At 72.5% G+C, this 23,798-nt stretch carries 21 protein-coding genes and 1 tRNA gene; 7 read left to right on the forward strand and 15 right to left on the reverse strand.

The features are described from left to right. A partial coding sequence (gene fxsT / locus IE177_RS32800) for an FxSxx-COOH system tetratricopeptide repeat protein (RefSeq protein WP_229816370.1) occupies positions 1-1,889 on the reverse strand: 1,889 nt, incomplete at its 3' end. Positions 1,890-2,118: 229 nt separating this feature from the next. Next, positions 2,119-2,251, reverse strand: a tRNA-OTHER gene (locus IE177_RS32805). Between the two features lie 138 nt (positions 2,252-2,389). Between IE177_RS32805 and IE177_RS32810 the strand changes: the two genes are divergently transcribed. Beyond that, positions 2,390-2,878 (forward strand): YajQ family cyclic di-GMP-binding protein, encoded by a 489-nt coding sequence (locus IE177_RS32810; RefSeq protein ID WP_039656297.1) that lies wholly within the window; start codon positions 2,390-2,392, stop codon positions 2,876-2,878. A gap of 87 nt (positions 2,879-2,965) precedes the next feature. Here IE177_RS32810 and IE177_RS32815 read toward each other — a convergent pair whose 3' ends face one another. Then, positions 2,966-3,232 (reverse strand): GlsB/YeaQ/YmgE family stress response membrane protein, encoded by a 267-nt coding sequence (locus tag IE177_RS32815; RefSeq protein WP_190019122.1) that lies wholly within the window; start codon positions 3,230-3,232, stop codon positions 2,966-2,968. A 156-nt stretch (positions 3,233-3,388) separates the two neighbouring features. On the opposite strand from IE177_RS32815, the gene IE177_RS32820 reads away from it, so the two are divergent. After that, on the forward strand, positions 3,389-4,648 hold the full coding sequence (locus IE177_RS32820; RefSeq protein WP_190019123.1) for an APC family permease: 1,260 nt from the start codon (positions 3,389-3,391) through the stop codon (positions 4,646-4,648). A gap of 90 nt (positions 4,649-4,738) precedes the next feature. Here the strand turns inward: IE177_RS32820 and IE177_RS32825 are convergent, their stop codons facing one another. The 12 genes from IE177_RS32825 to IE177_RS32880 all read right to left on the reverse strand — a co-directional run bounded on the left by IE177_RS32825 (position 4,739) and on the right by IE177_RS32880 (position 16,337). Continuing rightward, positions 4,739-5,131: a YccF domain-containing protein gene (locus IE177_RS32825; RefSeq protein WP_190019124.1), complete on the reverse strand. Its 393-nt coding sequence runs from the start codon at positions 5,129-5,131 to the stop codon at positions 4,739-4,741. Then, on the reverse strand, positions 5,128-5,988 hold the full coding sequence (htpX, locus tag IE177_RS32830) for a zinc metalloprotease HtpX (RefSeq protein WP_190019125.1): 861 nt from the start codon (positions 5,986-5,988) through the stop codon (positions 5,128-5,130). The genes IE177_RS32825 and htpX overlap by 4 nt, the downstream gene beginning before the upstream one ends. Before the next feature lie 190 nt (positions 5,989-6,178). Further along, complete coding sequence (locus IE177_RS32835; protein WP_190019126.1) at positions 6,179-7,693, reverse strand: NADH-quinone oxidoreductase subunit N; 1,515 nt, start codon at positions 7,691-7,693, stop codon at positions 6,179-6,181. Next, positions 7,690-9,264 (reverse strand): complex I subunit 4 family protein, encoded by a 1,575-nt coding sequence (locus tag IE177_RS32840; RefSeq protein ID WP_190019127.1) that lies wholly within the window; start codon positions 9,262-9,264, stop codon positions 7,690-7,692. The genes IE177_RS32835 and IE177_RS32840 overlap by 4 nt, the downstream gene beginning before the upstream one ends. A gap of 6 nt (positions 9,265-9,270) precedes the next feature. Beyond that, the gene (locus tag IE177_RS32845; RefSeq protein ID WP_190019128.1) at positions 9,271-11,265 is read right to left on the reverse strand and encodes an NADH-quinone oxidoreductase subunit 5 family protein; all 1,995 of its coding nucleotides are present in this window, start codon (positions 11,263-11,265) and stop codon (positions 9,271-9,273) included. Continuing rightward, positions 11,262-11,636: an NADH-quinone oxidoreductase subunit NuoK gene (gene nuoK, locus IE177_RS32850; protein WP_190019129.1), complete on the reverse strand. Its 375-nt coding sequence runs from the start codon at positions 11,634-11,636 to the stop codon at positions 11,262-11,264. The genes IE177_RS32845 and nuoK overlap by 4 nt, the downstream gene beginning before the upstream one ends. Then, entirely contained in the window at positions 11,636-12,274 is a 639-nt protein-coding gene (locus IE177_RS32855; RefSeq protein WP_190019130.1) for an NADH-quinone oxidoreductase subunit J family protein, read from the reverse strand. The genes nuoK and IE177_RS32855 overlap by 1 nt, the downstream gene beginning before the upstream one ends. Further along, complete coding sequence (locus IE177_RS32860; protein ID WP_190019131.1) at positions 12,271-12,822, reverse strand: NuoI/complex I 23 kDa subunit family protein; 552 nt, start codon at positions 12,820-12,822, stop codon at positions 12,271-12,273. The genes IE177_RS32855 and IE177_RS32860 overlap by 4 nt, the downstream gene beginning before the upstream one ends. After that, the gene (locus IE177_RS32865; RefSeq protein WP_190019132.1) at positions 12,822-13,790 is read right to left on the reverse strand and encodes a complex I subunit 1/NuoH family protein; all 969 of its coding nucleotides are present in this window, start codon (positions 13,788-13,790) and stop codon (positions 12,822-12,824) included. Before IE177_RS32865 ends, IE177_RS32860 begins: the two co-directional genes overlap by 1 nt. After that, positions 13,787-15,319 carry an NADH-quinone oxidoreductase subunit C gene (locus IE177_RS32870; RefSeq protein WP_190019133.1) on the reverse strand — a complete coding sequence of 511 codons (1,533 nt, stop codon included), beginning with the start codon at positions 15,317-15,319 and terminating at the stop codon, positions 13,787-13,789. Before IE177_RS32870 ends, IE177_RS32865 begins: the two co-directional genes overlap by 4 nt. Beyond that, positions 15,316-15,927 (reverse strand): NADH-quinone oxidoreductase subunit B, encoded by a 612-nt coding sequence (locus tag IE177_RS32875; protein WP_190019134.1) that lies wholly within the window; start codon positions 15,925-15,927, stop codon positions 15,316-15,318. Before IE177_RS32875 ends, IE177_RS32870 begins: the two co-directional genes overlap by 4 nt. Then, the gene (locus tag IE177_RS32880; RefSeq protein ID WP_190019135.1) at positions 15,918-16,337 is read right to left on the reverse strand and encodes an NADH-quinone oxidoreductase subunit A; all 420 of its coding nucleotides are present in this window, start codon (positions 16,335-16,337) and stop codon (positions 15,918-15,920) included. Before IE177_RS32880 ends, IE177_RS32875 begins: the two co-directional genes overlap by 10 nt. Positions 16,338-16,570: 233 nt before the next feature. Between IE177_RS32880 and IE177_RS32885 the strand changes: the two genes are divergently transcribed. The 5 genes from IE177_RS32885 to IE177_RS32905 all read left to right on the forward strand — a co-directional run bounded on the left by IE177_RS32885 (position 16,571) and on the right by IE177_RS32905 (position 23,776). Further along, complete coding sequence (locus IE177_RS32885) at positions 16,571-17,893, forward strand: sensor histidine kinase (protein WP_229816371.1); 1,323 nt, start codon at positions 16,571-16,573, stop codon at positions 17,891-17,893. 217 nt (positions 17,894-18,110) lie between these two features. After that, positions 18,111-19,466, forward strand: coding sequence for a sensor histidine kinase (locus IE177_RS32890; RefSeq protein WP_190019136.1), 1,356 nt, complete (start codon positions 18,111-18,113; stop codon positions 19,464-19,466). A 287-nt stretch (positions 19,467-19,753) separates the two neighbouring features. Next, positions 19,754-20,413 (forward strand): LuxR C-terminal-related transcriptional regulator, encoded by a 660-nt coding sequence (locus IE177_RS32895; protein WP_308431609.1) that lies wholly within the window; start codon positions 19,754-19,756, stop codon positions 20,411-20,413. Between the two features lie 380 nt (positions 20,414-20,793). Beyond that, positions 20,794-22,722 (forward strand): 2-oxoacid:acceptor oxidoreductase subunit alpha, encoded by a 1,929-nt coding sequence (locus IE177_RS32900; RefSeq protein WP_190019138.1) that lies wholly within the window; start codon positions 20,794-20,796, stop codon positions 22,720-22,722. Further along, complete coding sequence (locus IE177_RS32905; RefSeq protein ID WP_190019139.1) at positions 22,715-23,776, forward strand: 2-oxoacid:ferredoxin oxidoreductase subunit beta; 1,062 nt, start codon at positions 22,715-22,717, stop codon at positions 23,774-23,776. Before IE177_RS32900 ends, IE177_RS32905 begins: the two co-directional genes overlap by 8 nt. The last annotated feature ends 22 nt before the right edge of the window (positions 23,777-23,798 follow it).

The raw sequence follows: 23,798 nt of genomic DNA on the forward strand, positions 1-23,798 counted from the left end.
GCCAACCACACCGCCAAGTGGGACGTGGTGCGCAAGGTTTCGGGATGCTCCTCCCCCAACACCCGCCGCTGCCGGTCGAGTAGGTCTCGGACCAGTGCGTAGGCCTGCTGATGTCTACCGACGGCGCCGAGAGCCTGGGCCAGGTAGTTGGCAGCCCACCAGGTGTGCGTGTGATCGGGGCCCAGCAGGGCAGTCCAGGCCTGGTGAAGGTCACCGAGGCGGGCCGAGACCGCCGGTGCGCTTCCGTGATCCACGAGATAGAGGCAGGCTTCACAAGCCGCGAAGCGGGTGCCCACGGTGACCAGGTCGGTTGGGGCGATCGCCAGCAGGTGAGGCAGCAGGTTGGGCCAGGCAGTCCATGCAGCAAGATCTCTTGCCCGACCTGGATACGCGGCAGCCAGAAGGACGCTGGCGCTGCGTGCCGCTGTGGCGCGTTCCTCGGTGGAGAGCTGGTCCCTGAGGACGGCCTGGGTGAGGCGGTGGAGATGCAAGCTGCCGCCCGCCACGCGGGCCAGCCCGTGCCGGTGCAGTGCCGACAGGACACGGCGTCTGACGCGCTGGTCGGTCACCACCCGGTCGACCGGCGACGCCTCGCCGTCCTCCTGCCCGGTGCCGGCGGGCAGGGTGAACAGTTCCGGCGCCAGCAGGGCACAGGCGTTCATCACCGCGGCCGCCTCCGCGTCCTGGTCCCGCAGCCGCTCCATGCTCAGCCGGATCTGCGTGGCCAGCGACCACGGGTAGTCCAGTGGCCGTCCCTCGTCGGCCACCTCATCGGCACTGCTCGCCAGCAGCTCCAGGTACTCCTCCACAGCCGTCGTGGTCAGCACCGCCGCCGCCTGGACCAGTGCCAGCGGCAGATCGTCCAGCGCCTCCGCCAGCCGCCCCGCGTCCGCCTTCGACAGCCACGGAGTGCGGCTGCGCAGCAATTCGACCGACTCCCGCCGGGCCAGGACATCGACGTCCAACGGCGACGCCAGGCCGTGCCAGTCGGGGTTGCGGGAGGTGATCAGCACATGCCCCGTCCCGGACGGCACCGACCCGGCCAGTTCCGCCGGATCCTCCGCGTTGTCGAACACGACCAGCCAGCGCCCCCTCGACCGCAGCTCCGCCCACAGGGCCTGCACCGCCTCCTCAGGAGGCGTGTCCGGCCGCGCTGCCCCGGTCTCCACCGCCAATCGCACCAGTTGGTCGGGAATCAGTGCGGGATCCTCCGCCCGCACCCACCACACCAGCTCGTACTCCCCGCAGAAACGGTGCGCGTACTCGGCGGCCAGCTGCGTCTTGCCCACCCCGCCCCGGCCGTCCAGCGCCACCACCGCCACCGTCCGGCCGCCGGCGAGCCGGGAACGCACCTCCACCAGCAGGCCGTCCCGGCCCACGAACCCGGCGTTGCGCGCCGGCACGTTCCACACCCGCGGCAACGTCCCCGGCAACCGCGGCCCCGTCGCCCCCACGCTCCGTAACCGGCCCGCCCCGCCGCCCGGAAACCCCGGCCGCACCTCCGGAGGCCCGGCCGGCCCCGCCACCGCGCCCAGCAGCACCTTCCGCGCTTCTTCCTCCCCCTGCCCGAACAGTGCCGGCGCGATCAGGCCCCGCAGCATCGGCGGCGCCACACACTCCTCGATCCGCAGCGGAATCACCTTGCCCCGACCGGCGAGCTTCGCCGCCCACTCCTCGCCGGTCCACCGCCCGGGATCGAAGTACGCGGCCGAGAACAGCGCCACCATCGGCCCCGCGGCGAGTGCCCGGTCCATGTTCAGCACGAAGTTCTCCCCCGCCCCCCAGTGCCAGGCGTCCAGCTCCACCTCGTACCCGGCGTCCTTCAGCTGCCAGGCCACCCACTCCGCCCACGCCAGGTCCGCCCCGGCATGCGAAACGAAGACCTGCACCCCACCCGCCATCCGGACACCCCCGCATCAGCGCCCCGTCCTTCCGCCCACCGAGACTAGGACGCACGCACCCCGCCGTGCCCCGCATACCGCACATCCCGGGAACCGGCTGCGTACCGCCGACGGGCGAGGGCGTGAGTCAGGTGAGTCGGAGAGCGGGGCGGCCCGGAAACGAAGAAACCCCCTCCGACCTGCCCTGGGGGCTGATCAGAGGGGGTTTCCCTCAGCGTGGCGGCGCCAGGATTCGAACCTGGGAAGGCTGAGCCACACCGCCGGGTTGTGCTGCTCATCGAACCCGCTTTCGGCGGTGCTCTCCGGCAACGACGTAAACAATACCCGATACGGAGGGGTGCTTCGCCACCCGGTTGATCTCCACCCCTCGGCTCCCGGGGTGGCTAGGCTGGTGCGGATGCGGCCCGGCAGGACGCCGGGTCCGGCGGCCGCCGCCGCGCACGCCGGCACGCACCCGACCAGCACCCCGATACAAGGAGCCACAGGACATGGCCGACTCCAGTTTCGACATCGTCTCGAAGGTCGAGCGGCAGGAGGTCGACAACGCCCTCAACCAGGCCGCCAAGGAGATCTCGCAGCGCTACGACTTCAAGGGCGTGGGTGCCTCGATCTCGTGGTCCGGTGACAAGATCCTCATGGAGGCGAACTCCGAGGACCGGGTGAAGGCTGTCCTCGACGTCTTCCAGTCCAAGCTGATCAAGCGCGGTATCTCGCTCAAGGCACTGGACGCGGGCGAGCCCCAGCTCTCCGGCAAGGAGTACAAGATCTTCGCCTCGATCGAGGAGGGCATCTCCCAGGAGAACGCCAAGAAGGTGGCGAAGATCATTCGCGACGAGGGCCCCAAGGGCGTCAAGGCCCAGGTCCAGGGTGACGAGCTGCGGGTCAGCTCCAAGAGCCGCGACGACCTGCAGACCGTGATCGCCCTGCTCAAGGGCAAGGACTTCGACTTCGCGCTGCAGTTCGTGAACTACCGGTAGGGCGCCGGCAGGACACCGGTATGACGTGAGCGGGAGGGCGGGCACCGGGTGCCCGCCCTCCCGCTCGCGTCGCCGCTCACGCGGGGCTCAGTCGCGTGAGTTGCCGAACAGGATGCGGTAGACGATCAGCAGCACCAGGGAGCCGCCGATGGCCGCGGCCCAGGTGGCGCCGTCGTAGAAGTCCTTGGTGACCGGGTGGTCCAGCCAGCGGGCCGAGATCCAGCCGCCGATGAACGCGCCCGCGACGCCGATGAGGGTCGTGCCGATGAAGCCGCCGGGGTCACGGCCCGGCAGCAGGACCTTGGCGATGGCTCCGGCCAGCAGTCCCAGGATGATCCAACCGATGATGCTCATGCCGTGAACCTGCCCTTCCGCGCTGTGTCCGCACTGTCCGGTCGATGACATTCCGGTGAGGACCGGCCGTCCGGCGTGGCGGGTGTTCGCGCTGCGTCGATGTGGAGGACGTCACGGGTCCACCGTCCGGTTCCGGTGGTCAGTAGGGTTCGGCGCATGACAAGCACCGGTACCGCTCTGCGCCGCAGCCTCGGCGTGCGGGACGCCGTGATCATCGGCCTCGGCTCCATGATCGGGGCCGGTGTCTTCGCGGCGCTCGGGCCCGCCGCTCGCGCGGCCGGTACGGGGCTGCTGACAGGACTCGCCGTCGCGGCCGTGGTGGCGTACTGCAACGCCATGTCCTCGGCCCGTCTCGCCGCCCGCTACCCGGCCTCCGGCGGCACGTACGTGTACGGGCGCGAGCGGCTGGGCGTCTTCTGGGGCTATCTGGCGGGCTGGGCGTTCGTGGTCGGCAAGACGGCGTCCTGCGCGGCCATGGCGCTCACCGTGGGCGCGTACGTCTGGCCGGGACAGGCCCACGCCGTGGCGGTCGCGGCCGTGGTGGCACTGACCGCCGTGAACTACGGCGGGATCCAGAAGTCGGCGTGGCTGACGCGGGTCGTCGTGGCCGTCGTGCTGGCCGTTCTCGCCGCCGTGGTCGTCGTCTGCCTCACCTCCGGGCAGGCCGGCGCCGGTCGTCTCGGCCCCGAACTGCCCACGGGCGTGGGCGGGGTGCTCCAGGCGGCGGGGCTGCTGTTCTTCGCGTTCGCCGGGTACGCGCGGATCGCGACGCTCGGCGAGGAGGTGCGCGACCCCGCGCGGACGATTCCGCGTGCCGTCCCGCTGGCCCTGGGGATCACTCTGGTGGTGTACGCGTGCGTGGCCGTCGCGGTGCTCGCCGTCCTCGGCGCGGACCGGCTCGGGCACGCGGCGGCGCCACTGGCCGAGGCCGTGCGGGTGGCCGGGGCGCCGGGTCTCGTGCCCGTGGTGCGGGTGGGAGCCGCGGTGGCCTCGCTGGGCTCACTGCTCGCCCTGATCCTCGGTGTGTCCCGTACGACGCTCGCCATGGCCCGGGACGGGCACCTGCCGACGACGCTGGCCGCCGTGCACCCGCGCTTCCGCGTACCGCACCGGGCGGAGCTGGCCGTGGGCGCGGTGGTCGCCGTGCTGGCCGCGACGGTGGACGTGCGCGGCGCGATCGGCTTCTCCTCCTTCGGCGTGCTGGCCTACTACGCCGTCGCCAACGCCTCGGCCTGGACGCTGAGTCCGGCACCGCGCGCCCGCGTCGTGCCGGCGGTGGGCCTGCTGGGCTGTGCCACGCTCGCGTCCGCGCTGCCCGTGGCCTCCGTGACCGTGGGTGCAGGCGTCCTGGCTGCGGGCGCGGCGGCCTACGGCGTGCGGCGGTGGTGGGCGGAGCGGCGTACCTCGGGGAGCTGAGGCTCCCGTACGGGAGTGACGCCGCAACCGCTCACCGCAGCGGACGCCCCCGTGGCGCCGACCGCACCCGCGCGCCGGCCGGCGGTCCGTTCAGCGCGCCGCGAACGGCTCGTCCGTCGGGACGATCTCCCGGCCCAGCGGCAGCAGGGAGACGGGGATCAGCTTGAAGTTGGCCACGCCGAACGGGATGCCGATGATCGTGAGGCACAGGGCGAGGCCGGTGACGATGTGGGCGAGTGCCAGCCACCAGCCGGCCAGGACCAGCCACAGGACGTTGCCGAGGCAGGAACCGGCGCCCGCGTCGCGGCGCTCGACGGTGGTGTACCCGAAGGGCCACAGGGCGTAGACACCGATGCGGAAGGCGGCGATGCCGAACGGGATGCCGATGATCGTGACGCACAGCAGCACACCGGCCAGCAGGTAGCCGAGGAACAGCCAGAAGCCGCTGAGGACGAGCCAGATGACGTTCAGGATGGTCTTCATCGTCCACCTGCCATTTTCTCGAGCCGGGCGATGCGCTCCGCCATCGGCGGGTGGGTGGAGAACATCTTGGACAGTCCCTGTCCGGGGCGGAAGGGATTGGCGATCATCATGTGGCTCGCCGTCTCGATCCGGGGCTCGGGGGGCAGCGGGAGCTGCCTGGTGCCCGTCTCCAGCTTGCGCAGTGCGCTCGCGAGGGCGAGCGGGTCGCCGGTGAGCTGGGCCCCCGAGGCGTCGGCCTCGTACTCCCGGGAGCGGCTGATGGCCAGCTGGATGAGGCCGGCGGCGAGCGGGCCCAGGATCATGATCAGGAGCATGCCGAGCAGGCCCGGGCCGTCGTCGTCGTCCGATCGGCCGATGGGGATGAGCCAGGCGAAGTTCACCAGGAACATGATCACCGAGGCGAGGGCGCCGGCGATCGAGGAGATGAGGATGTCCCGGTTGTAGACGTGGCTCAGCTCGTGGCCGATGACGCCGCGCAGCTCGCGCTCGTCCAGCAGGCGCAGGATGCCCTCGGTGCAGCACACGGCCGCGTTGCGGGGGTTGCGGCCGGTTGCGAAGGCGTTGGGGGCCTCCGTCGGGGAGATGTACAGCCGTGGCATGGGCTGGCGGGCCTGCGTGGACAGCTCGCGCACCATCCGGTAGAGCGCCGGGGCCTCGAACTCGCTGACCGGGCGGGCGCGCATGGCGCGCAGCGCCAGCTTGTCGCTGTTCCAGTAGGCGTAGGCGTTGGTGCCGAGGGCGACCAGGACCGCGACGATCAGTCCGGCGCGGCCGAAGAAGCTGCCGATGACGATGATGAGTGCGGACAGTCCCCCGAGGAGTACTGCGGTCCTGAGCCCGTTGTGCCGGCGGTGCACGGTGCGTCCTCCAAGTCGTGCAGCTGGGGAACACTTTGGTCCAGTGGACCCTCCCGCTTGTGACAACGCCAGGCGGCGGTCGCGAGTTCCCCGGTGGGTGCGGAGGCGCGGCTCGGCCGTACGGGTGACGTGCGGGTTCGGCCTCACGCGCCGTGGCGGCACGGGTGCCCCACGCGCGCGTGGCGACTCCTCAGAACAGGCCGGTGGCCGCGAAGCGGAGCACCAGCTGAGGTGCTCCGGACAGGGCGACGCCGAGTACTCCGGTGAGGGCGATGGCGGCCGTGAGGGGGGCCGGGACGCGGTGCCGTGCGGGTTCGCCCTCGGGGGCGCGGAACAGCAGGGCCGTCCACTGCAGGTAGTAGAAGAGCGCGATCACCACGTTGACCGCCATGACGACGGCGAGCCAGCCCAGGCCCGCGTCGACGGCCGCCGAGAAGACGGTGACCTTGGCGAACAGGCCGATGACGCCCGGCGGCAGCCCGGCCAGGCACAGCAGGAAGAAGGCGAGGAGGAGCGCGGTGAGCGGGTTGGTGGCGTACAGGCCCCGGTAGTCGCTGACCCGGTTGGCGGACCGGGTGCGGCCCACCAGGGCGGCGACGCCGAAGGCGCCGAGGTTCACGGCGGCGTACATCAGGGCGTAGGCGACCGTCGATCCGATCGCCTTCTGCGGGTCCTCGGCGTGTCCGGCGGCGGCGATCGGGACCAGGAGGTAGCCGGCCTGGCCGACGGAGGACCAGGCGAGCAGTCGTACGGCGCTGTAGGCGCGCGTGGCCCGCTGGCGCAGGGCGCCGACGTTGCCGACGGTCATGGTGAGGGCGGCCAGTACGGCGAGCGCGGGCCCCCACACGTCGGCGTACGACGGGAACGCGACGACGGTGACGAGGATCAGGCCGGAGAAGCCGACCGCCTTGCCGACGACGGACAGGTAGGCGGCGACGGGCAGGGGTGCGCCGACGTAGGTGTCGGGCACCCAGAAGTGGAAGGGGACGGCGGCCGTCTTGAAGGCGAATCCGACGAGGGTGAGGACGACACCGGTCTGGGCGAGGGTGTGCAGCTGGCCGTCGACGTGCGCCAGGCGCTGGGCGACCTGGGTGAGGTAGAGGGTGCCGGTGGCGCCGTAGACGAAGCTGATGCCCATCAGGCTGACCGCGGTGGCGGTGACGGAGGACAGGAAGAACTTCAGGGCGGCCTCGGAGGACCGCTTGTCGCCGTGCCGGATGCCGACGAGGGCGAAGGCGGGCAGGGAGGCGACCTCCAGGGCGACGACGAGGGTGGCCAGGTCGCGGGAGGCGGGCAGCAGGGCGGCGCCGGCCGCGGAGGACAGCAGCAGGAACCAGAACTCGCCGGGCGGGACGCGCCGTCGGTCGTCGTCGAGGTTCGTGACCGACAGCAGAGCCGCGAGCAGGGCGCCGCCGAGGACCAGGAACTGGATGACGAGGGTGAACCGGTCGGCGGTGTAGCTGCACGCGTGCGTGCCGCCGGTGAGGCAGAAGGTGCTGCGGTCGCCGCCCAGGAGGGGCAGGAGCATCAGGGCGGCGGCGGCCAGTCCGGCGACCGAGACCCAGCCGAGGACGGCTTTGCGGGGCTCGGGCAGGAACAGGTCGGCGACGAGGACGACGAGCGCCACGGCGGCGGCGATCGTGGGCGGGGCGATCGCGAGCCAGTCGACGGACTGGACCAGCGACTCGGCGAGCTGGGCGCTCATCGGGTGCCTCCTGCGAGGAGCTGCTGCACGGCCGGGTCGGTCAGGCCGAGCAGGGCCTTCGGCCACAGTCCGGCGAGGACGGTGAGGGTGACGAGCGGGGTCCAGGCGGCGAACTCGTAGCCGTGCACGTCGGCGAGTGCGGGGGTCTCCCGCTCCTTGCCGCCCATGCAGACCCGGCGGACCACGACCAGCATGTACGCGGCGGTCAGCAGGGTGCCGAAGGCGCCGATCGCCATGAAGGTGAGGAACGCGGGCCGGCTGAGGCCGGCGGCGGGCTCGAACGACCCGAACAGGGCCAGCATCTCGCCCCAGAACCCGGCGAGTCCTGGGAGGCCCAGCGAGGCGACGGCGGCGAAGGCGAGCAGGCCGCCGAGGCGGGGCGCCCTGCCGTACAGCGCGGCGCCGGTCTCCTCGGCGAGGGTGTCGAGGTCGGTGCTGCCGGTGCGGTCCTTGAGGGCGCCGACCAGGAAGAACAGCAGGCCGGTGATGAGGCCGTGGGCGATGTTGGCGAACAGGGCGCCGTTCACGCCGGTCGGGGTCATGGTGGCGATGCCCAGCAGGACGAAGCCCATGTGGCCGACGGAGGAGTAGGCGATCAGCCGTTTCAGGTCGCCCTTCGCCCCCTGCTTGGCCAGGGCCAGGCAGGCGAGGGATCCGTAGATGATCCCGACGACGGCGAACGCGGCGAGGTAGGGCGCGAAGGTCTGCATCCCGTGCGGCGCGACCGGCAGCAGGATCCGGACGAAGCCGTACGTGCCCATCTTCAGCAGGACGCCGGCCAGCAGGACGGAGCCGACGGTCGGGGCGGCGGTGTGGGCGTCGGGCAGCCAGCTGTGCAGCGGCCACATCGGGGTCTTGACCGCGAGCCCGATCCCGATCGCGAGAACGGCGATGACCTGCACGGACGCGGTCAGTGACCGGCCGTTGTCAGTGGCGAGTGCCACCATGTCGAACGTGCCCGCCTTGAGCCCGATCAGGAGCAGGCCGAGGAGCATGACCACGGAGCCGAGCAGCGTGAACAGGATGAACTTCCACGCGGCCCGGGTCCGGCCCTCGCCGCCCCAGCGGGCGATGAGGAAGTACATCGGGATGAGCACGGTCTCGAACGCGAGGAAGAACAGCAGCAGGTCGAGGACGGCGAAGGACGCGAGGGTGCCGGACTCCAGGAGGAGCAGCAGGGCGACGAACGCCTTCGGGGACGGGCCCGTCGGCGGCTTGAAGTAGGAGTAGAGCGCGCACAGGAAGGTCAGCAGCGCGGTCAGGACGACGAGGGGGAGGGAGATGCCGTCGATGCCGAGGTGGATGCGCACGTCGAGTGCGGGGATCCAGCTGATGTCGGTCGTGGCCTGCATCTTCGACGGGTGGTCGTGGTCGAAGCCGAGCGCGAGGACGATCGCGGCGGCGAGGACGACGCCGGTCACGGTGACGCCGTGGCGGAGCACGGCCTGCCCGGGCGACTTCCCCTTCAGTCCGGGCGGGGCCGGGAGGAGGGCGGCGGCCGCGCCGAGGAGCGGGCCGACGACGACGAATGCCAGAAGGAACTGCATCACGGACTCGCTGATATCGATCACGCCTGCTCACGCTCCCGTGGCGACGAGGAGGACGGCGACCGCCAGGACGACGGTGCCGGCGAGCAGCGCGCTCACATAGGTCTGCACGTTGCCGGTCTGGGCGCGCCGTACGGCGGCCCCGAGCAGCCGGGGCAGGGCGGCGGCGCCGCGTACGTAGGTGTCGACGACCTCGCGGTCGAGGAACCGGACGAGGCTCGCTCCGGCCTGGACCGGGCGGACGAACAGCGCCGTGTACACGGCGTCCAGGTGGAAGCCGGCGGCCGCGTGCCGGTGCAGCGGGCCGAGCAGCAGCCGTCCGGGGTCGGCCGGGTCGGGGGCGTAGGCGATGTCGCCGTAGGCCGGCTCGTGGGTGGCGATGGCCTCGGCCTCGACCAGTCCGGCGTCGCCCTCGGGGTGGGCGGCGACCGCGCCGAGCGGGGCCCGGGCGGCGAGCGCGGTGGTGCGCTGCCAGGCGCCGTAGGTGAGCAGCCCGCCGACCAGGGCGAGGCCCGTGCCGAGGATGGAGGTGAGGAGGGTCGGGGTCAGGTCGCGGCCGTCGAACCAGTCCGGCAGCGAGCGGTAGGCGAACCCGCCGAAGGCCAGGGACGGGATCGTGAGCACCCAGAGGACCACGGTCATCGTCAGCGGCTGGCGGCCGTGGTCGGGGGCTTCGGCGCCCCGGCCCCGGAAGGCCAGCAGCCACAGCCGGGTGGCGTAGGCGGCGGTGAGCAGGGCGGTGACCAGGCCGGCGACGAGGACGATCCAGCCTGTCACGCCGGGGACGTGCGCGGTGTGGCCGTCGGCGGCGTGCTCGGCGGCGCCGAGGACGGACTCCTTGGAGAAGAAGCCGCTGAAGGGCGGGATCGCGGCGAGGGCCAGCAGCGCCACGGTCATCGTCCAGTAGGCGTCCGGGACGCGGTCGCGCAGGCCGTGCATGCGGGACATGGCGGCCAGCGAGTTGGTGCCGGCGGCGTGGATGATCACACCGGCGGCGAGGAACAGCAGTGCCTTGAAGGCGCCGTGGGACATCAGGTGGAAGACGGCGGCGCCGCGGTCGCCGACGGCGAGGGCGCCGGTCATGTAGCCGAGCTGGCCGATCGTCGAGTAGGCGAGGACGCGTTTGATGTCGTCCTGGGCGAGCGCGGCGACACCGGAGCCGGCCATCGTGACGGCGGCCATGACGGCGAGGACCACCATCGCGGCCGAGGAGGCCTCGAAGACGGGGAGGAGACGGGCGATGAAGTAGACACCGGCGGCGACCATCGTCGCGGCGTGGATCAGCGCCGAGACGGGCGTCGGGCCCGCCATCGCGTCCGGGAGCCAGGTGTGCAGCGGGAACTGGGCCGACTTGCCGGCCACGCCGGCGAGCAGCAGCAGGGCGATGACTGTGGGGTGGTCGAGGCCGCCGCTCGTGACGGCTCCGAGGACGCGGGTGATGCGGAACGACCCGGCGTCGGTGCCGAGGGCGAACAGGCCGATCAGGAACGGCACGTCGCCGAGCTTGGTGACCAGGAACGCCTTCAGGGAGGCGGCGCGGGCCTCGGGGGTCTCCCAGTAGTGGCCGACGAGGAAGTAGGAGCAGATGCCCATGACCTCCCAGCCGACCAGCAGCACGATCAGGTCGCCCGAGTAGACGACCAGGAGCATCGCGGAGGTGAACAGTGAGACGAGGGCGGCGTAGGAGGGGTAGCGGGGGTCGTCGCGCAGGTAGCCCGTCGAGTAGATCTGCACGCAGGTCGCGACGAAGGCGACCACTACGGCGACGAGCGCGGCGAAGCCGTCGATGTCGAGGGCCAGCTCGATCGGGACGGAGCCGGTGGGTGTCAGTTCGGTGTGGGAGGTGATGGCCTGGCCGCCGCCCTGCCGTACGGCGACCAGTGCGGCCAGGACGAGCGCGGCGAGGGGGGGCAGGACGGCGAGCGGTCGGACGAATCCGGGGGCGGTGCGGCCCAGGAGCAGGCCCGCCGCGGCGCCCAGGAACGGCAGGAGCGGGACGAGGACGGCGAGGGTGGTCGTGGTCACGCGGTGGCCTCAGCCTTCTCGGCCGCGGAGGAGTCGGGGCGCTCGGTCTCGGGGCCCTCGGCGGTGTCGCGGAGCTTGTCGATGTCGGCGGTGCCGCGGTTGCGGTGGACGGCGAGGACGATCGCCAGGCCGATGCCGATCTCGGCGGCGGCGATGGCGATGGTGAACAGGGTCAGCGCCTGGCCGGAGTGCAGGGTCTCCTCGGCGGCCCGGCTGAGCCAGACGTCGAAGGCGACCAGGTTGAGGTTGACGGCGTTGAGCATCAGCTCGACCGACATCAGGACGAGGATCGCGTTGCGGCGGGCGAGGACGCCGTACACGCCGGTGCAGAAGAGGAGGGAGGAGAGTACGGCGGGGTAGGCGAGGTGCATCAGCGGGCGCCTTCCTTGTCGCCGGGGGCGCCGGCGGCCGCGGGGGTGTCGGGGGTGGTCTCCGCCGTGGCCTTGCGGGACAGGACGATCGCGCCGACCAGGGCCGCGAGGAGCAGCACGGACAGGGCCTCGAACGGCAGGACCCAGTTCTGGAAGAGGCTCTGGCCGGTGACGCGGGTGGTGCCGGCGGCCGGGCCGTCCAGGTCGATCCAGGTGGTGCGGAAGGCGTCGACGACGACCCAGACCAGGGCGCCGGCGGCGGCCGCCGCGACGACCAGGGCGGCCCAGCGGTTGCCTGAGTCGGCGTCCGGGGAGCGGCCGATCGGGGCCCGGGTGAGCATCAGTCCGAACAGGAGGAGGACGACGACGGAGCCGACGTAGATCAGGACCTGCACCCAGGCGATGAACTCGGCCGTGAGCAGCAGGTACTCCACGGCCAGGCCGCCGAGGGCGACCACCAGCCACAGGGCGGCGTGCACCAGCTGCCGGGTGGTGACGGTGACCAGCGCGGCGCCGAGGGTGACCAGGCCGACGAGGAGGAAGGCGATCTCGACGCCGGTCGGTGACAGGAAGCCGTGACCATTTCCGGCGGCGGCGGTCGTGGCGTGCGCCGCGGTGGCGGCTGCGGCGGGGCTCACGACTCCTCCTGCTGCGGTTCGGCCTGGGCGGCGGCCAGTTTCTCGGCGGTCTTGCGGGCTGCGGCGATCTCCTTGGGCTCCTCCGCCGCCGCGTCCAGGGCCGGCGGTGCCGGAACGGTCCACATCCACTCGCGGAGTTTGTCGCGCTCGTGGGTGAGGTCGCGGATGTCGGTCTCGGCGTACTCGAACTCCGGGGACCAGAAGAGGGCGTCGAAGGGACAGACCTCGATGCAGATGCCGCAGTACATGCACAGGGAGAAGTCGATCGCGAACCGGTCGAGGACGTTGCGGCTGCGCTCGCGGCCGCCGGGGTTCGCCGCCGGGACGGTCTCCTTGTGGGAGTCGATGTAGATGCACCAGTCCGGGCACTCGCGGGCGCACAGCATGCAGACCGTGCAGTTCTCCTCGAACAGGCCGATCACGCCGCGGGTGCGGGGCGGCAGTTCGGGCTGCGCGTCCGGGTACTGCTCGGTGACCGTCTTCCTGGTCATCGTGCGCAGGGTGACGGCCAGGCCCTTGGCCAGGCCGGAGCCGGGGATGGGAGGCATCAGGAGATCACCACCTTGACGATGCCGGTGAGGGCGATCTGGGCGAGGGAGAGGGGGACGAGGAGGGTCCAGGACAGTTTCTGTAGCTGGTCCTCGCGCAGCCGGGGGTAGGTGACCCGCAGCCAGATGACGACGAACGCGAGGAGCGCGGTCTTCAGCAGGGTCCACACCCAGCCCAGGCCGTCCGCGCCCCACGGGCCGTGCCAGCCGCCCAGGAAGAGGACGGTGGTCAGGCCGCACAGGACGACGATGCCCGCGTACTCGGCGAGCAGGAACAGGGCGAAGCGCAGGCCGGTGTACTCGGTGTACGCGCCGAAGATGATCTCCGAGTCGGCGACGGGCATGTCGAACGGCGGGCGCTGCAGTTCGGCGAGTCCGGCCACGAAGAAGACGATGGCGCCGACGATCTGCCAGGGCAGCCACCACCAGTGGAAGGCGTGCAGGATGCCCGGGAGGGAGACGGTGCCCGCGGCCATCGCGACGGAGGCCGCCGCCAGCAGCATCGGGAGTTCGTAGGCGAGCAGCTGGGCGGCCGTGCGCAGGCCGCCGAGCAGGGAGAACTTGTTCGCGCTGGCCCAGCCGGCCATGAGGGAGCCGAGCACGCCGACGCCCATCACCGCGAGCACGAAGAACACGCCCGCGTCGAGGACCTGGCCGACGGCGCCCTCGCCGGGGCCGATGGGGATGGCGAGCAGGACGAGCAGATAGGGCAGCAGGGCCACGGCGGGGGCCAGCTGGAAGACGCGCCGGTCGGCGCCCGCCGGGACCACGTCCTCCTTCTGGGCGAACTTGACGCCGTCGGCGATCAGCTGGGCCCAGCCGTGGAAGCCGCCCGCGTACATCGGGCCGAGCCGGCCCTGCATGTGGGCCATCACCTTGTGCTCGGTCTGGCCGACGATCAGCGGGAAGGTGAGGAAGACGACGAACACGGCGAGGAGTCGCAGGGCGACGTCCAGCGCGTCGTTCACTGCGGGCCTCCTGTGGGGTCGTCGGTGGAGCGGTCGCCGGGCTCGTCCGTGGTGCCGGGTCCCTGCAGGCGCTCGGTTTCCCGGGGGGCTGCGGGCGGCTCCGGTGTCTTGCGGGGTTCCGCGGTGTCCCTGCGTTCCGGTGCCTCGGCAGGTTCCACCGATTCCGCAGGTTCGACTGGTTCCGCCGATTCCACTGGTTCCGCCGGTTGTTCGGCGGCTCCCCCGGATTCGGCGGGCTGCTGCGGGCGGGGCTCGGGCGGCGTCGGCCGCGGCTCGTCGTAGGCGGGGCGTGCGTGGTGCCAGGGCGCGTCCGAGCTGCGCGGAGCCGGACTCCGCCGCGCGGCCGGCGCGGCGCCGTCCTGCCCGGCCGGTGTCGGTTCGGCCGGTGTCGGTTCGGCCGGTTCGGGTTGCGCCGGTGCCGGTTCCGGGGTGCCGGTGCGCTGGGAGGCCGAGCCCCCGGAGGCGCTGCGGGCGCGGCGCGGTCGGGCCGGGGACGCCGCGGGGGCCTGTGCCGGGCCGGGTTCGTGCGCCACCGACGCCTCGGCGGCCGGTCCTTCCGCCGCCGAGGCCCGGGTCGCGTCACCCTCGGCCGCGCTCTGCTTCCGCGTCGCCGCGTCCTCGGACGGTGTCGCCGCGTCCTCGGACGGTGTCGCCGTGTCCTCGGACGGTGCTGCGGTCTGGCTCACCGAGCCTTCGCTCGCGCTCCGCGTCCGGCGCGGACGGGCGGCGGCTCCGGCAGGTCCGGGCGCTCCGGGGGCACCGCCGGCCTCGGCGGCACCAGCGGCGCCGACGGCTCCCGTCGCAGGCCCGGCGGCCTCGCTCTGGCTCGCGGAGCCCTCCGCCGCCGTACGGGTGCGCCGTACCGGGCGCTCGCCGGCCGCCGCGCGTGCGGGCCGCTCTCCCGCCGCACGCCCCGCGCCCCGCGCCGGGCGCGCCGGGGCGGCGGGCAGCTGGCCCTTGAGCGGACCCCACTCGTTCGGGTCGGGAACGCCGGGGGGAAGCATCTGCCGGCGCTTGGGGCCGCCGTGGCCCGCACCCGCCGCGGACTCCCCGGGCTCCTTGGCGCCGGGCCACGCCTTGGCGACGCGGGCGGCGAGCACGAAGTCCTTGCGCAGCGGGTGCCCCTCGAAGTTCTCGGGGAGCAGCAGGTGCTCCAGCCCCGGGTGGCCGTCGAAGACGACGCCGAACATCTCGTGGGTCTCGCGCTCGTGCCAGGCCGCGCCCGCGTAGACGCCGACGGCCGACGGGAGCGCGGGGGCCTCGTGCGGGACGGTCGTGCGGACGAGGAGCCGGCGGACCGGGTTCAGCGCGGCGACGTGGGCGCAGACACGGAAGCCCGTGCCCGGTTCGTCGACGGCGCTCAGCCAGTCGAAGTAGGTGCACGACAGCGTCGTACGGGCCGTCTCCAGGGCGGTGAGCCAGGCGGACGGCGGTACGTCCACGGTCAGGACGTCGTACGACTCCTCGGCCGTGGCCTGCGCGCCGAACAGCTCCTCGGCCGGGGCGGGCAGCCAGCCGGCCGCGCTCATCGGGGGTCCCCCTCACCGGCCGGGGCCGGTGGCTTCACCAGACCGCTCTGCAGGGCCGCGGCCGACGGGCGGGCGGGCCCGTCGCCGTACCGCTCGCCGAGGGACTCGCGGGCGATCTTCTCCTGGAGCTTGAGGATGCCCTGGAGCAGCGCCTCGGGGCGCGGCGGGCAGCCGGGGACGTAGACGTCCACCGGGATGATCTGGTCGACGCCCTTGGTGACGGAGTACGAGTCCCAGTACGGGCCGCCGCAGTTGGAGCAGGCGCCGAAGGAGATGACGTACTTCGGCTCGGGCATCTGCTCGTACAGGCGCTTGACCGCCGGGGCCATCTTGTCCGTGACCGTGCCGGAGACGACCATCAGGTCGGCCTGGCGGGGGCCCGGGGCGAAGGGGATGACGCCGAGCCGGATGAAGTCGTGCCGGGCCATCGACGCGGCGATGAACTCGATCGCGCAGCAGGCGAGGCCGAAGTTGAACACCCAGAGCGAGTACCGGCGGCCCCAGTTCAGGACCACCTTCATCGGCTCGGGGGCGAGCCGGGCCAGCGCCCCCAGCCGCTTGGGCTCCGGGAGCGGCGTGGGCTCGGGAGCGGACGGGGTCACGTCCATGCCAGGACCCCCTTCTTGTAGGCGTACAGCAGGCCCACGGCGAGGAAGCCGAGGAAGAGGAACATCTCCACGAGGGTCGTCGCGCCGTAGCCGGGCGCGGCGAAGACCGTCGCCCAGGGGAACAGGAAGATCGAGTCGACGGCGAAGATCACGTAGAGGAAGGCGTAGACGTAGTAGCGGACCTGGGTGTGGGCCCAGCCCTCGCCGACGGGGTCGACGCCGCACTCGTAGGTGAGGAGTTTCTCCGGGGTGGGCACGACCGGCCGCAGCAGGCGGCCCGCGCCGAAGGCGACCGCGACGAACAGCACGCCGATGAGGGCGAGCAGTCCCACGGCCGAGTAGGACCGGAAGTAGCCGGCCGCGATCACGTTCGCCGCGGCGCCCGTCGAGTGCCCCAACGTCTCCGGCACCGTGCGTCCCTCGCTCCCTGACCTCGTGACCTAGGTGAACTCTGTGATGTGACGTGATTCGAGGATCTGTACGCACGGGAGTCTAGGCCCTGCTAAAGAAGCGGTAAGCAGCCCATCACGCCCTGAGACGCGCGAGGGCGTCCCGCCGGGGCCTGGGGTGGGGTTTTCCCCCGCCGGCGGAGGGCGGCGTACCGCATGGCGCGAGGGGGGTGGCGCACGGCAGTCTGGCCGTCATGACCGCTCCCAGTTCCGCCGGCCGGACCGATGGCACAGACCACGCCGACGGCTTCGACCGGCCCGACGGAAACGCTCGACCCGGCGCAGTCGCCCTGCCCGACGAGACCGCACTGCCCGACGGAATCGCCCTGCCCGACGGGACCGACCGGCCTGCCGGGGTCCCCCGCACCGACGGCGCCGACCGCTTGCCTCCGCCCCGGCTCGCCTATGAGGCGCACACCTGGAAGGAGATCGCGCATCTCCTGCTCAACCTCCCGGTGGCGGTGTTCGGCTTCGTCTACGCGATCACGGCGCTGGTCACCGGCGGAACCCTGACCCTCACCGTGATCGGCCTGCCGCTGCTCGCGCTCTGCCTGCTGGGGGCCCGGCAGCTCGGCAAGCTGGAGCGGGCCCGGGCCAGGAGGCTCCTCGGGGTCCGGGTGGAGGAGCCCACCCCGCTGCCGCTGGCCAGGGGCGGAGGCCCGGGAGAGCGGCTGTGGATGGCGCTGAAGGACCCGGTGGGCTGGCGGACGCTGCTGTACGACGCCATCCGGCTGCCGTGGGGCGTCTTCACCTTCTGCACCGTGCTGGCGTCGCTGTTCGTGCTGTGGCCGGTGCTGCCCTACCTCGCGCGGGCGCTGACGAACGTCGACCGGGCGATGGTGCGCGGCCTGCTGTCGCCGTCGGACACCCTGGAGCGGCGGATCGCCGAACTGGAGTCCGACCGCGGAGTCGTGGTCGACACGGCGGCGGCGGATCTGCGGCGGATCGAGCGGGACCTGCACGACGGCGCCCAGGCCCGACTGGTCAACCTGGCCATGGGCCTCGGTCTGGCCAAGGAGAAGCTGCTGGAGGACCCCGACGCCGCCGCGGCGATGGTGGACGAGGCGCACGGCGAGGTGAAGCTGGCCCTGCAGGAGCTGCGGGACCTGGCCCGGGGCATCCATCCGGCCGTGCTCACGGACCGGGGTCTGGACGCGGCCCTGTCGTCGGTCGCCACCCGCTGCACGGTGCCGGTGACGGTGACCGTGGACCTGCCGGCGCGGCCGGCGGAGGCCATCGAAGGCATCGCCTACTTCACGGTCTCGGAGCTGCTGCAGAACGTCAGCAAGCACAGCGGGGCCCGCTCCGCCTCCGTCGACGTCTGGCGCTCGGACGACCGGCTGCTCATCCAGGTCCGGGACGACGGCCGGGGCGGCGCCCGGCTGGACGGGGGCAGCGGCATGCGGGGCCTCGCGGAGCGGCTGGGCGCGGTGGACGGCCTGTTCGCCGTCGACTCCCCGGCCGGCGGCCCGACCGTGGTCACCACGGAACTGCCGTGGCGGGACCGCAAGGCCTAGCCGCACCCGGCTGCGCTTCGGGGCGGGACCACGGCGGAACCGCACCCGGAGGCACTTCGGGGTCACGCACGCTCCAGGGGTCTCCGGGGATCTCCAGGGGTGGGGAAAACCCCCGGGCCAAGACGCCGACGGCCTTCATGGTCCGGCTGCGCGGCGCGGACGACCCTGGTGGTACGGCTGATCCGCCGCTCGGACGAGGAGAACGGGACGACATTCGATGGCCACGGGATACGGACCAGGGCTGGAACACGGGTACGGCCTGGGGCAGGGGCGGCCCGCCGGGACCGGCCACCGGCTGCCCGCCGCGCTGCGGGCGCCGTTCGAGCGGCGCAGCTGGCGCGAGTTCGGCTACGTGCTGCTGAGCCTGCCGGTCTCCATCGTGCTGTTCACCTGGGCGGTGACCATGGTGGCGCTCGGGGCGGGCCTGCTGGTGACCTTCCTCGGCGTCCCGGTGCTGGCCGCGGCGCTCGCCGGCTGCCGTGGCTTCGGCGTGCTGGAGCGGGCGCGGGCGCGCGGGCTGCTCCGCCTGGACGTGCCCGACCCCGAGCCCCTGCGGACGCGCGGGCCCGGAGCGATGGCCTGGATGGGCGCGGTCCTCAAGAGCGGCGCCTCCTGGCGGCACCTGGCGTACGCGGTGGTTCAGTTCCCCTGGGCGGTGTTCTCGTTCTCGGTGGCGCTGAGCTTCTGGACCGTCGGCTGGACGCTGCTGTCGTACCCGCTGTGGTTCTGGGTGTTCCCGGCGTACGCCGGCACCGGCGGCGTGCAGCTGTACGGCGACCAGCACCACAGCGTCTACCTCGACAACCCGTTCGAGATCACCGTGACCGCGCTGGTCGGGCTGCTCTTCACCCTGGTCACGCCGTGGCTCGTCCGGGCCCTGACGACGGTGGACGGGCTGCTCGTGCGGGGGCTGCTCGGGCCGTCGCCGCTGTCGGCGCGGGTGGTGGAGCTGGAGTCGGACCGGGGGGTCGTGGTCGACACGGCCGCCGCCGATCTGCGGCGCATCGAGCGGGACCTGCACGACGGGGCCCAGGCCCGGCTGGTCGGCCTGGCGATGGACCTGGGGCTGGCGAAGGAGAAGCTCCGGGAGGATCCGCGGGCGGCGGCCCGGATGGTGGAGGAGGCCCACGGCGAGGTGAAGACGGCGCTGCAGGAGCTGCGCGATCTAGCCCGGGGCATCCATCCGGCCGTGCTGACCGACCGCGGCCTGGACGCGGCCCTGTCCGCGGTCGCCTCCCGCTGCACGGTGCCGGTGAGGGTCGAGGTCGACCTCCCGGCCCGGCCGGCCCCGGCCATCGAGGGCATCGCCTACTACACGGTGTCCGAGCTGCTCCAGAACATCAGCAAGCACAGCGGGGCCCGGTCCGCGTCGGTGGACGTGTGGCGCTCGGACGACCGGCTGATGCTGCGCGTCGCCGACGACGGCGTGGGCGGCGCGGACGCCGCCCGGGGTTCGGGCCTGGCCGGACTCGCCGGGCGCCTGGACGCGGTGGACGGCCTCCTCCTGGTGGAGTCACCGGCCGGCGGCCCGACCCAGGTCGTCGCGGAACTGCCCTGGCGGCCCGCGGCCTGACACCCGGGGGCGCAGGCGCCACCCACCGCGCCGCGCCGCCCGTCACGCCGCTCCCCCCACCCCCACCACCATGCCGCGCCACCCACCACGCCGCGGGCGCCGAACGGCAGCGCCGCGGAATCCGGAACTCCGCCCGGCCCGGCCCGCGTTCCCCCGGGGTGCTGCGGCGGCTCGGCCCGATTGCTGGAATGCTGGACCTCCGTACGGACGCACGTCACGGACGCACGCAGCGGACGGACGCCGTCGCGGGATCGGGCTCGGGGGGCCGGAAGATCGTGGAGAACAGAGTGCGCGTGGTCATCGCCGAGGACTCGGTGCTGCTCAGGGAGGGCCTGACCCGGCTGCTGACCGACCGGGGGCACGACGTGGTGGCCGGCGTCGGGGACGCGGACGCGCTGCTGAAGACCATCGCCGACCTCGACGGACAGGGCGCGCTGCCCGACGTGGTGGTGGCGGACGTGCGGATGCCGCCGACGCACACCGACGAGGGCGTGCGGGCCGCCGTGGCCCTGCGCAGGGCGCACCCGGGGCTCGGGGTGCTGGTGCTGTCGCAGTACGTGGAGGAGCGCTACGCCACGGAGCTGCTGGCCGGTTCCAGCCGGGGAGTGGGCTATCTGCTCAAGGACCGCGTCGCGGAGGTGCGGGAGTTCGTCGACGCGGTGGTGCGCGTCGCCGAGGGGGGCACGGCGCTGGACCCGGAGGTGGTCGCGCAGCTGCTCGGCCGCAGCCGCAAGCAGGACGTGCTGGCGGGGCTCACCCCGCGCGAGCGCGAGGTGCTCGGCCTGATGGCCGAGGGCCGGACGAACTCGGCGATCGCCCGGCAGCTGGTGGTCAGCGACGGGGCGGTGGAGAAGCACGTCAGCAACATCTTCCTGAAGCTCGGACTGGCCCCGAGCGTCGGCGACCACCGGCGTGTTCTGGCCGTTCTCACGTACCTGAACTCGTGAGGGCCCGCTCCGGGCCCGGCGTGCGTCCGTGACGTCCGCGCACGGTGGCCGGAACCGTCGCACTTCTTCCCCTGCGTCCGTCACCCCGTCCGGCCGCGAACGTCACCGTGCCCCCCGCGTCCTTCACGCCCGCCCGCGCGTCGGTCCCGCGCACGGGGCGGGTACCCGGACGGGAGAACCGGAGGGCGTTCGGGGAGCGTCTTGACCGGCGCTTCAGCCATGCGGGACATCATGGAAATCCAGCGCGACAGGCCGTCTCGAAATGTCGTCTCATTCCACGGATGACCTCGGGAAGGCCCCCCTGACCGACGTAGGGTTGATCCAGGGATGGCCGTGGTACACCACGCCCCGGACAGCCGCCTCGAAGGAGGTCCAGTTCAGTGACCAGCCAGGTCAGCAGCCCAGCGGAGCACACCGACGGAACCGTCGTGGGAGAGCAGCGCAAACCGGGCGGAGCCAAGGACGTGCGGCGCCTGGACCGGGTGATCATCCGGTTCGCGGGAGACTCGGGCGACGGCATGCAGCTCACCGGTGACCGTTTCACGTCGGAGACCGCGTCCTTCGGCAACGACCTCTCCACCCTGCCGAACTTCCCCGCCGAGATCCGCGCCCCCGCCGGCACCCTGCCCGGCGTCTCCTCGTTCCAGCTCCACTTCGCCGACCACGACATCCTCACGCCGGGCGACGCGCCCAACGTGCTGGTCGCGATGAACCCGGCCGCCCTGAAGGCGAACATCGGCGATCTGCCGCGCGGTGCCGAGATCATCGTCAACACGGACGAGTTCACCAAGCGCGCCCTGCAGAAGGTGGGCTACGACAGCTCGCCGCTGGAGGACGGCTCGCTGGACGGCTACAGCCTGCACCCGGTGCCGCTGACCACGCTCACGGTGGAGGCGCTCAAGGAGTTCGCGCTCTCCCGCAAGGAGGCCGAGCGCAGCAAGAACATGTTCGCGCTGGGCCTGCTGAGCTGGATGTACCACCGGCCCACCGAGGGCACCGAGAAGTTCCTGAAGAGCAAGTTCGCGAAGAAGCCGGACATCGCCAAGGCCAACATCGCCGCGTTCCGCGCGGGCTGGAACTTCGGCGAGACGACGGAGGACTTCGCGGTCTCCTACGAGGTCGCCCCGGCCGCGAAGGCCTTCCCCGTGGGCACCTACCGGAACATCTCCGGCAACCTCGCCCTGGCCTACGGCCTGGTCACGGCCTCCCAGCAGGCGGATCTGCCGCTGTTCCTGGGCTCGTACCCGATCACGCCGGCCTCGGACATCCTGCACGAGCTGAGCCGGCACAAGAACTTCGGTGTGCGGACCTTCCAGGCGGAGGACGAGATCGCGGGCATCGGCGCGGCGCTGGGCGCGGCGTTCGGCGGCTCGCTGGCGGTCACGACGACCTCCGGACCGGGTGTGGCGCTGAAGAGCGAGACGATCGGGCTCGCGGTCTCCCTGGAGCTGCCGCTGCTGGTCGTCGACATCCAGCGCGGCGGCCCGTCCACCGGCCTGCCGACCAAGACGGAGCAGGCGGACCTGCTGCAGGCGATGTACGGCCGCAACGGCGAGGCCCCGGTGCCGGTCATCGCGCCCAGGACCCCGGCGGACTGTTTCGACGCGGCGCTGGAGGCGGCCCGGATCGCCCTGACGTACCGGACCCCCGTCTTCCTGCTCTCCGACGGCTACCTGGCCAACGGCTCCGAGCCGTGGCGGATCCCGGACCTGGACGAGCTGCCCGACCTGCGGGTGCGCTTCGCGTCCGGCCCGAACCACACGCTCGCGGACGGCACCGAGGTCTTCTGGCCGTACAAGCGGGACCCGCAGACCCTCGCCCGGCCGTGGGCGGTGCCGGGCACTCCGGGCCTGGAGCACCGCATCGGCGGCATCGAGAAGCAGGACGGCACGGGCAACATCTCCTACGACCCGGCCAACCACGACTTCATGGTCCGCACCCGCCAGGCCAAGATCGACGGGATCGAGGTCCCGGACCTCGAGGTCGACGACCCGCACGGCGCCCGGACGCTGGTGCTGGGCTGGGGCTCGACGTACGGGCCGATCACGGCCGCGGTACGGCGGCTGCGCGCGGCCGGCGAGTCCATCGCGCAGGCGCACCTGCGCCACCTCAACCCCTTCCCGCGCAATCTCGGCGCGGTGCTCCAGAGCTACGACAAGGTGGTGGTCCCGGAGATGAACCTGGGGCAGCTGGCCACCCTGATCCGGGCGAAGTACCTGGTCGACGCCCACTCCTACAACCAGGTCAACGGCATGCCGTTCAAGGCGGAACAGCTCGCCGCGGCGCTGAAGGAGGCCATCGATGACTGACGCCACCAACGGGCTGCTGCAGCTGGTTCCCAAGGCCGAGGCCAAGCAGTCGATGAAGGACTTCAAGTCGGACCAGGAGGTGCGCTGGTGCCCGGGCTGCGGTGACTACGCGATCCTGGCCGCGGTGCAGGGCTTCATGCCCGAGCTGGGCCTGGCCAGGGAGAACATCGTCTTCGTCTCCGGCATCGGCTGCTCCTCCCGCTTCCCGTACTACATGAACACCTACGGGATGCACTCCATCCACGGCCGCGCCCCGGCGATCGCGACCGGCCTGGCCGCCTCCCGCCGCGACCTGAGCGTGTGGGTCGTCACCGGTGACGGCGACGCCCTGTCCATCGGCGGCAACCACCTGATCCACGCCCTGCGCCGCAACGTCAACCTCAAGATCCTGCTGTTCAACAACAGGATCTACGGTCTGACCAAGGGCCAGTACTCACCGACCTCCGAGGTCGGCAAGATCACCAAGTCGACGCCGATGGGCTCGCTGGACGCCCCGTTCAACCCGGTGTCGCTGGCGATCGGCGCGGAGGCGTCGTTCGTCGCCCGGACCATCGACTCCGACCGCAAGCACCTCACCGAGGTGCTGCGCGCGGCCGCCGAGCACCCGGGCACGGCCCTGATCGAGATCTACCAGAACTGCAACATCTTCAACGACGGCGCCTTCGACGCCCTGAAGGACAAGCAGCGGGCGGAGGAAGCGCTGATCCGCCTGGAGCACGGTGCGCCGGTCCGCTTCGGAGCGGACGGGGCGCGCGGTGTCGTGCGCGACCGGGATACGGGCGACCTGAGGGTGGTGACGGTGACCCCGGAGAACGAGGCGGACCTGCTCGTCCACGACGCGCACGCCGCGTCCCCGACGACGGCCTTCGCCCTGTCGCGGCTCGCCGACCCGGACACCCTGCACCACACCCCGGTCGGCATCTTCCGCTCGGTGGAGCGGCCGGTGTACGACACGGCGATGGCCGATCAGCTGGACACCGCGATCGAGCAGAAGGGCAAGGGCGACCTGGCCGCACTGCTCGCGGGCGGGGACACCTGGACGGTCGTCGGCTGAGCCGGCGCGGTACGGGCCCGCC

Origin of the sequence: Streptomyces lucensis JCM 4490, assembly GCF_014650035.1 — a bacterium.
Classification (GTDB): Bacteria; Actinomycetota; Actinomycetes; order Streptomycetales; family Streptomycetaceae; genus Streptomyces; species Streptomyces lucensis.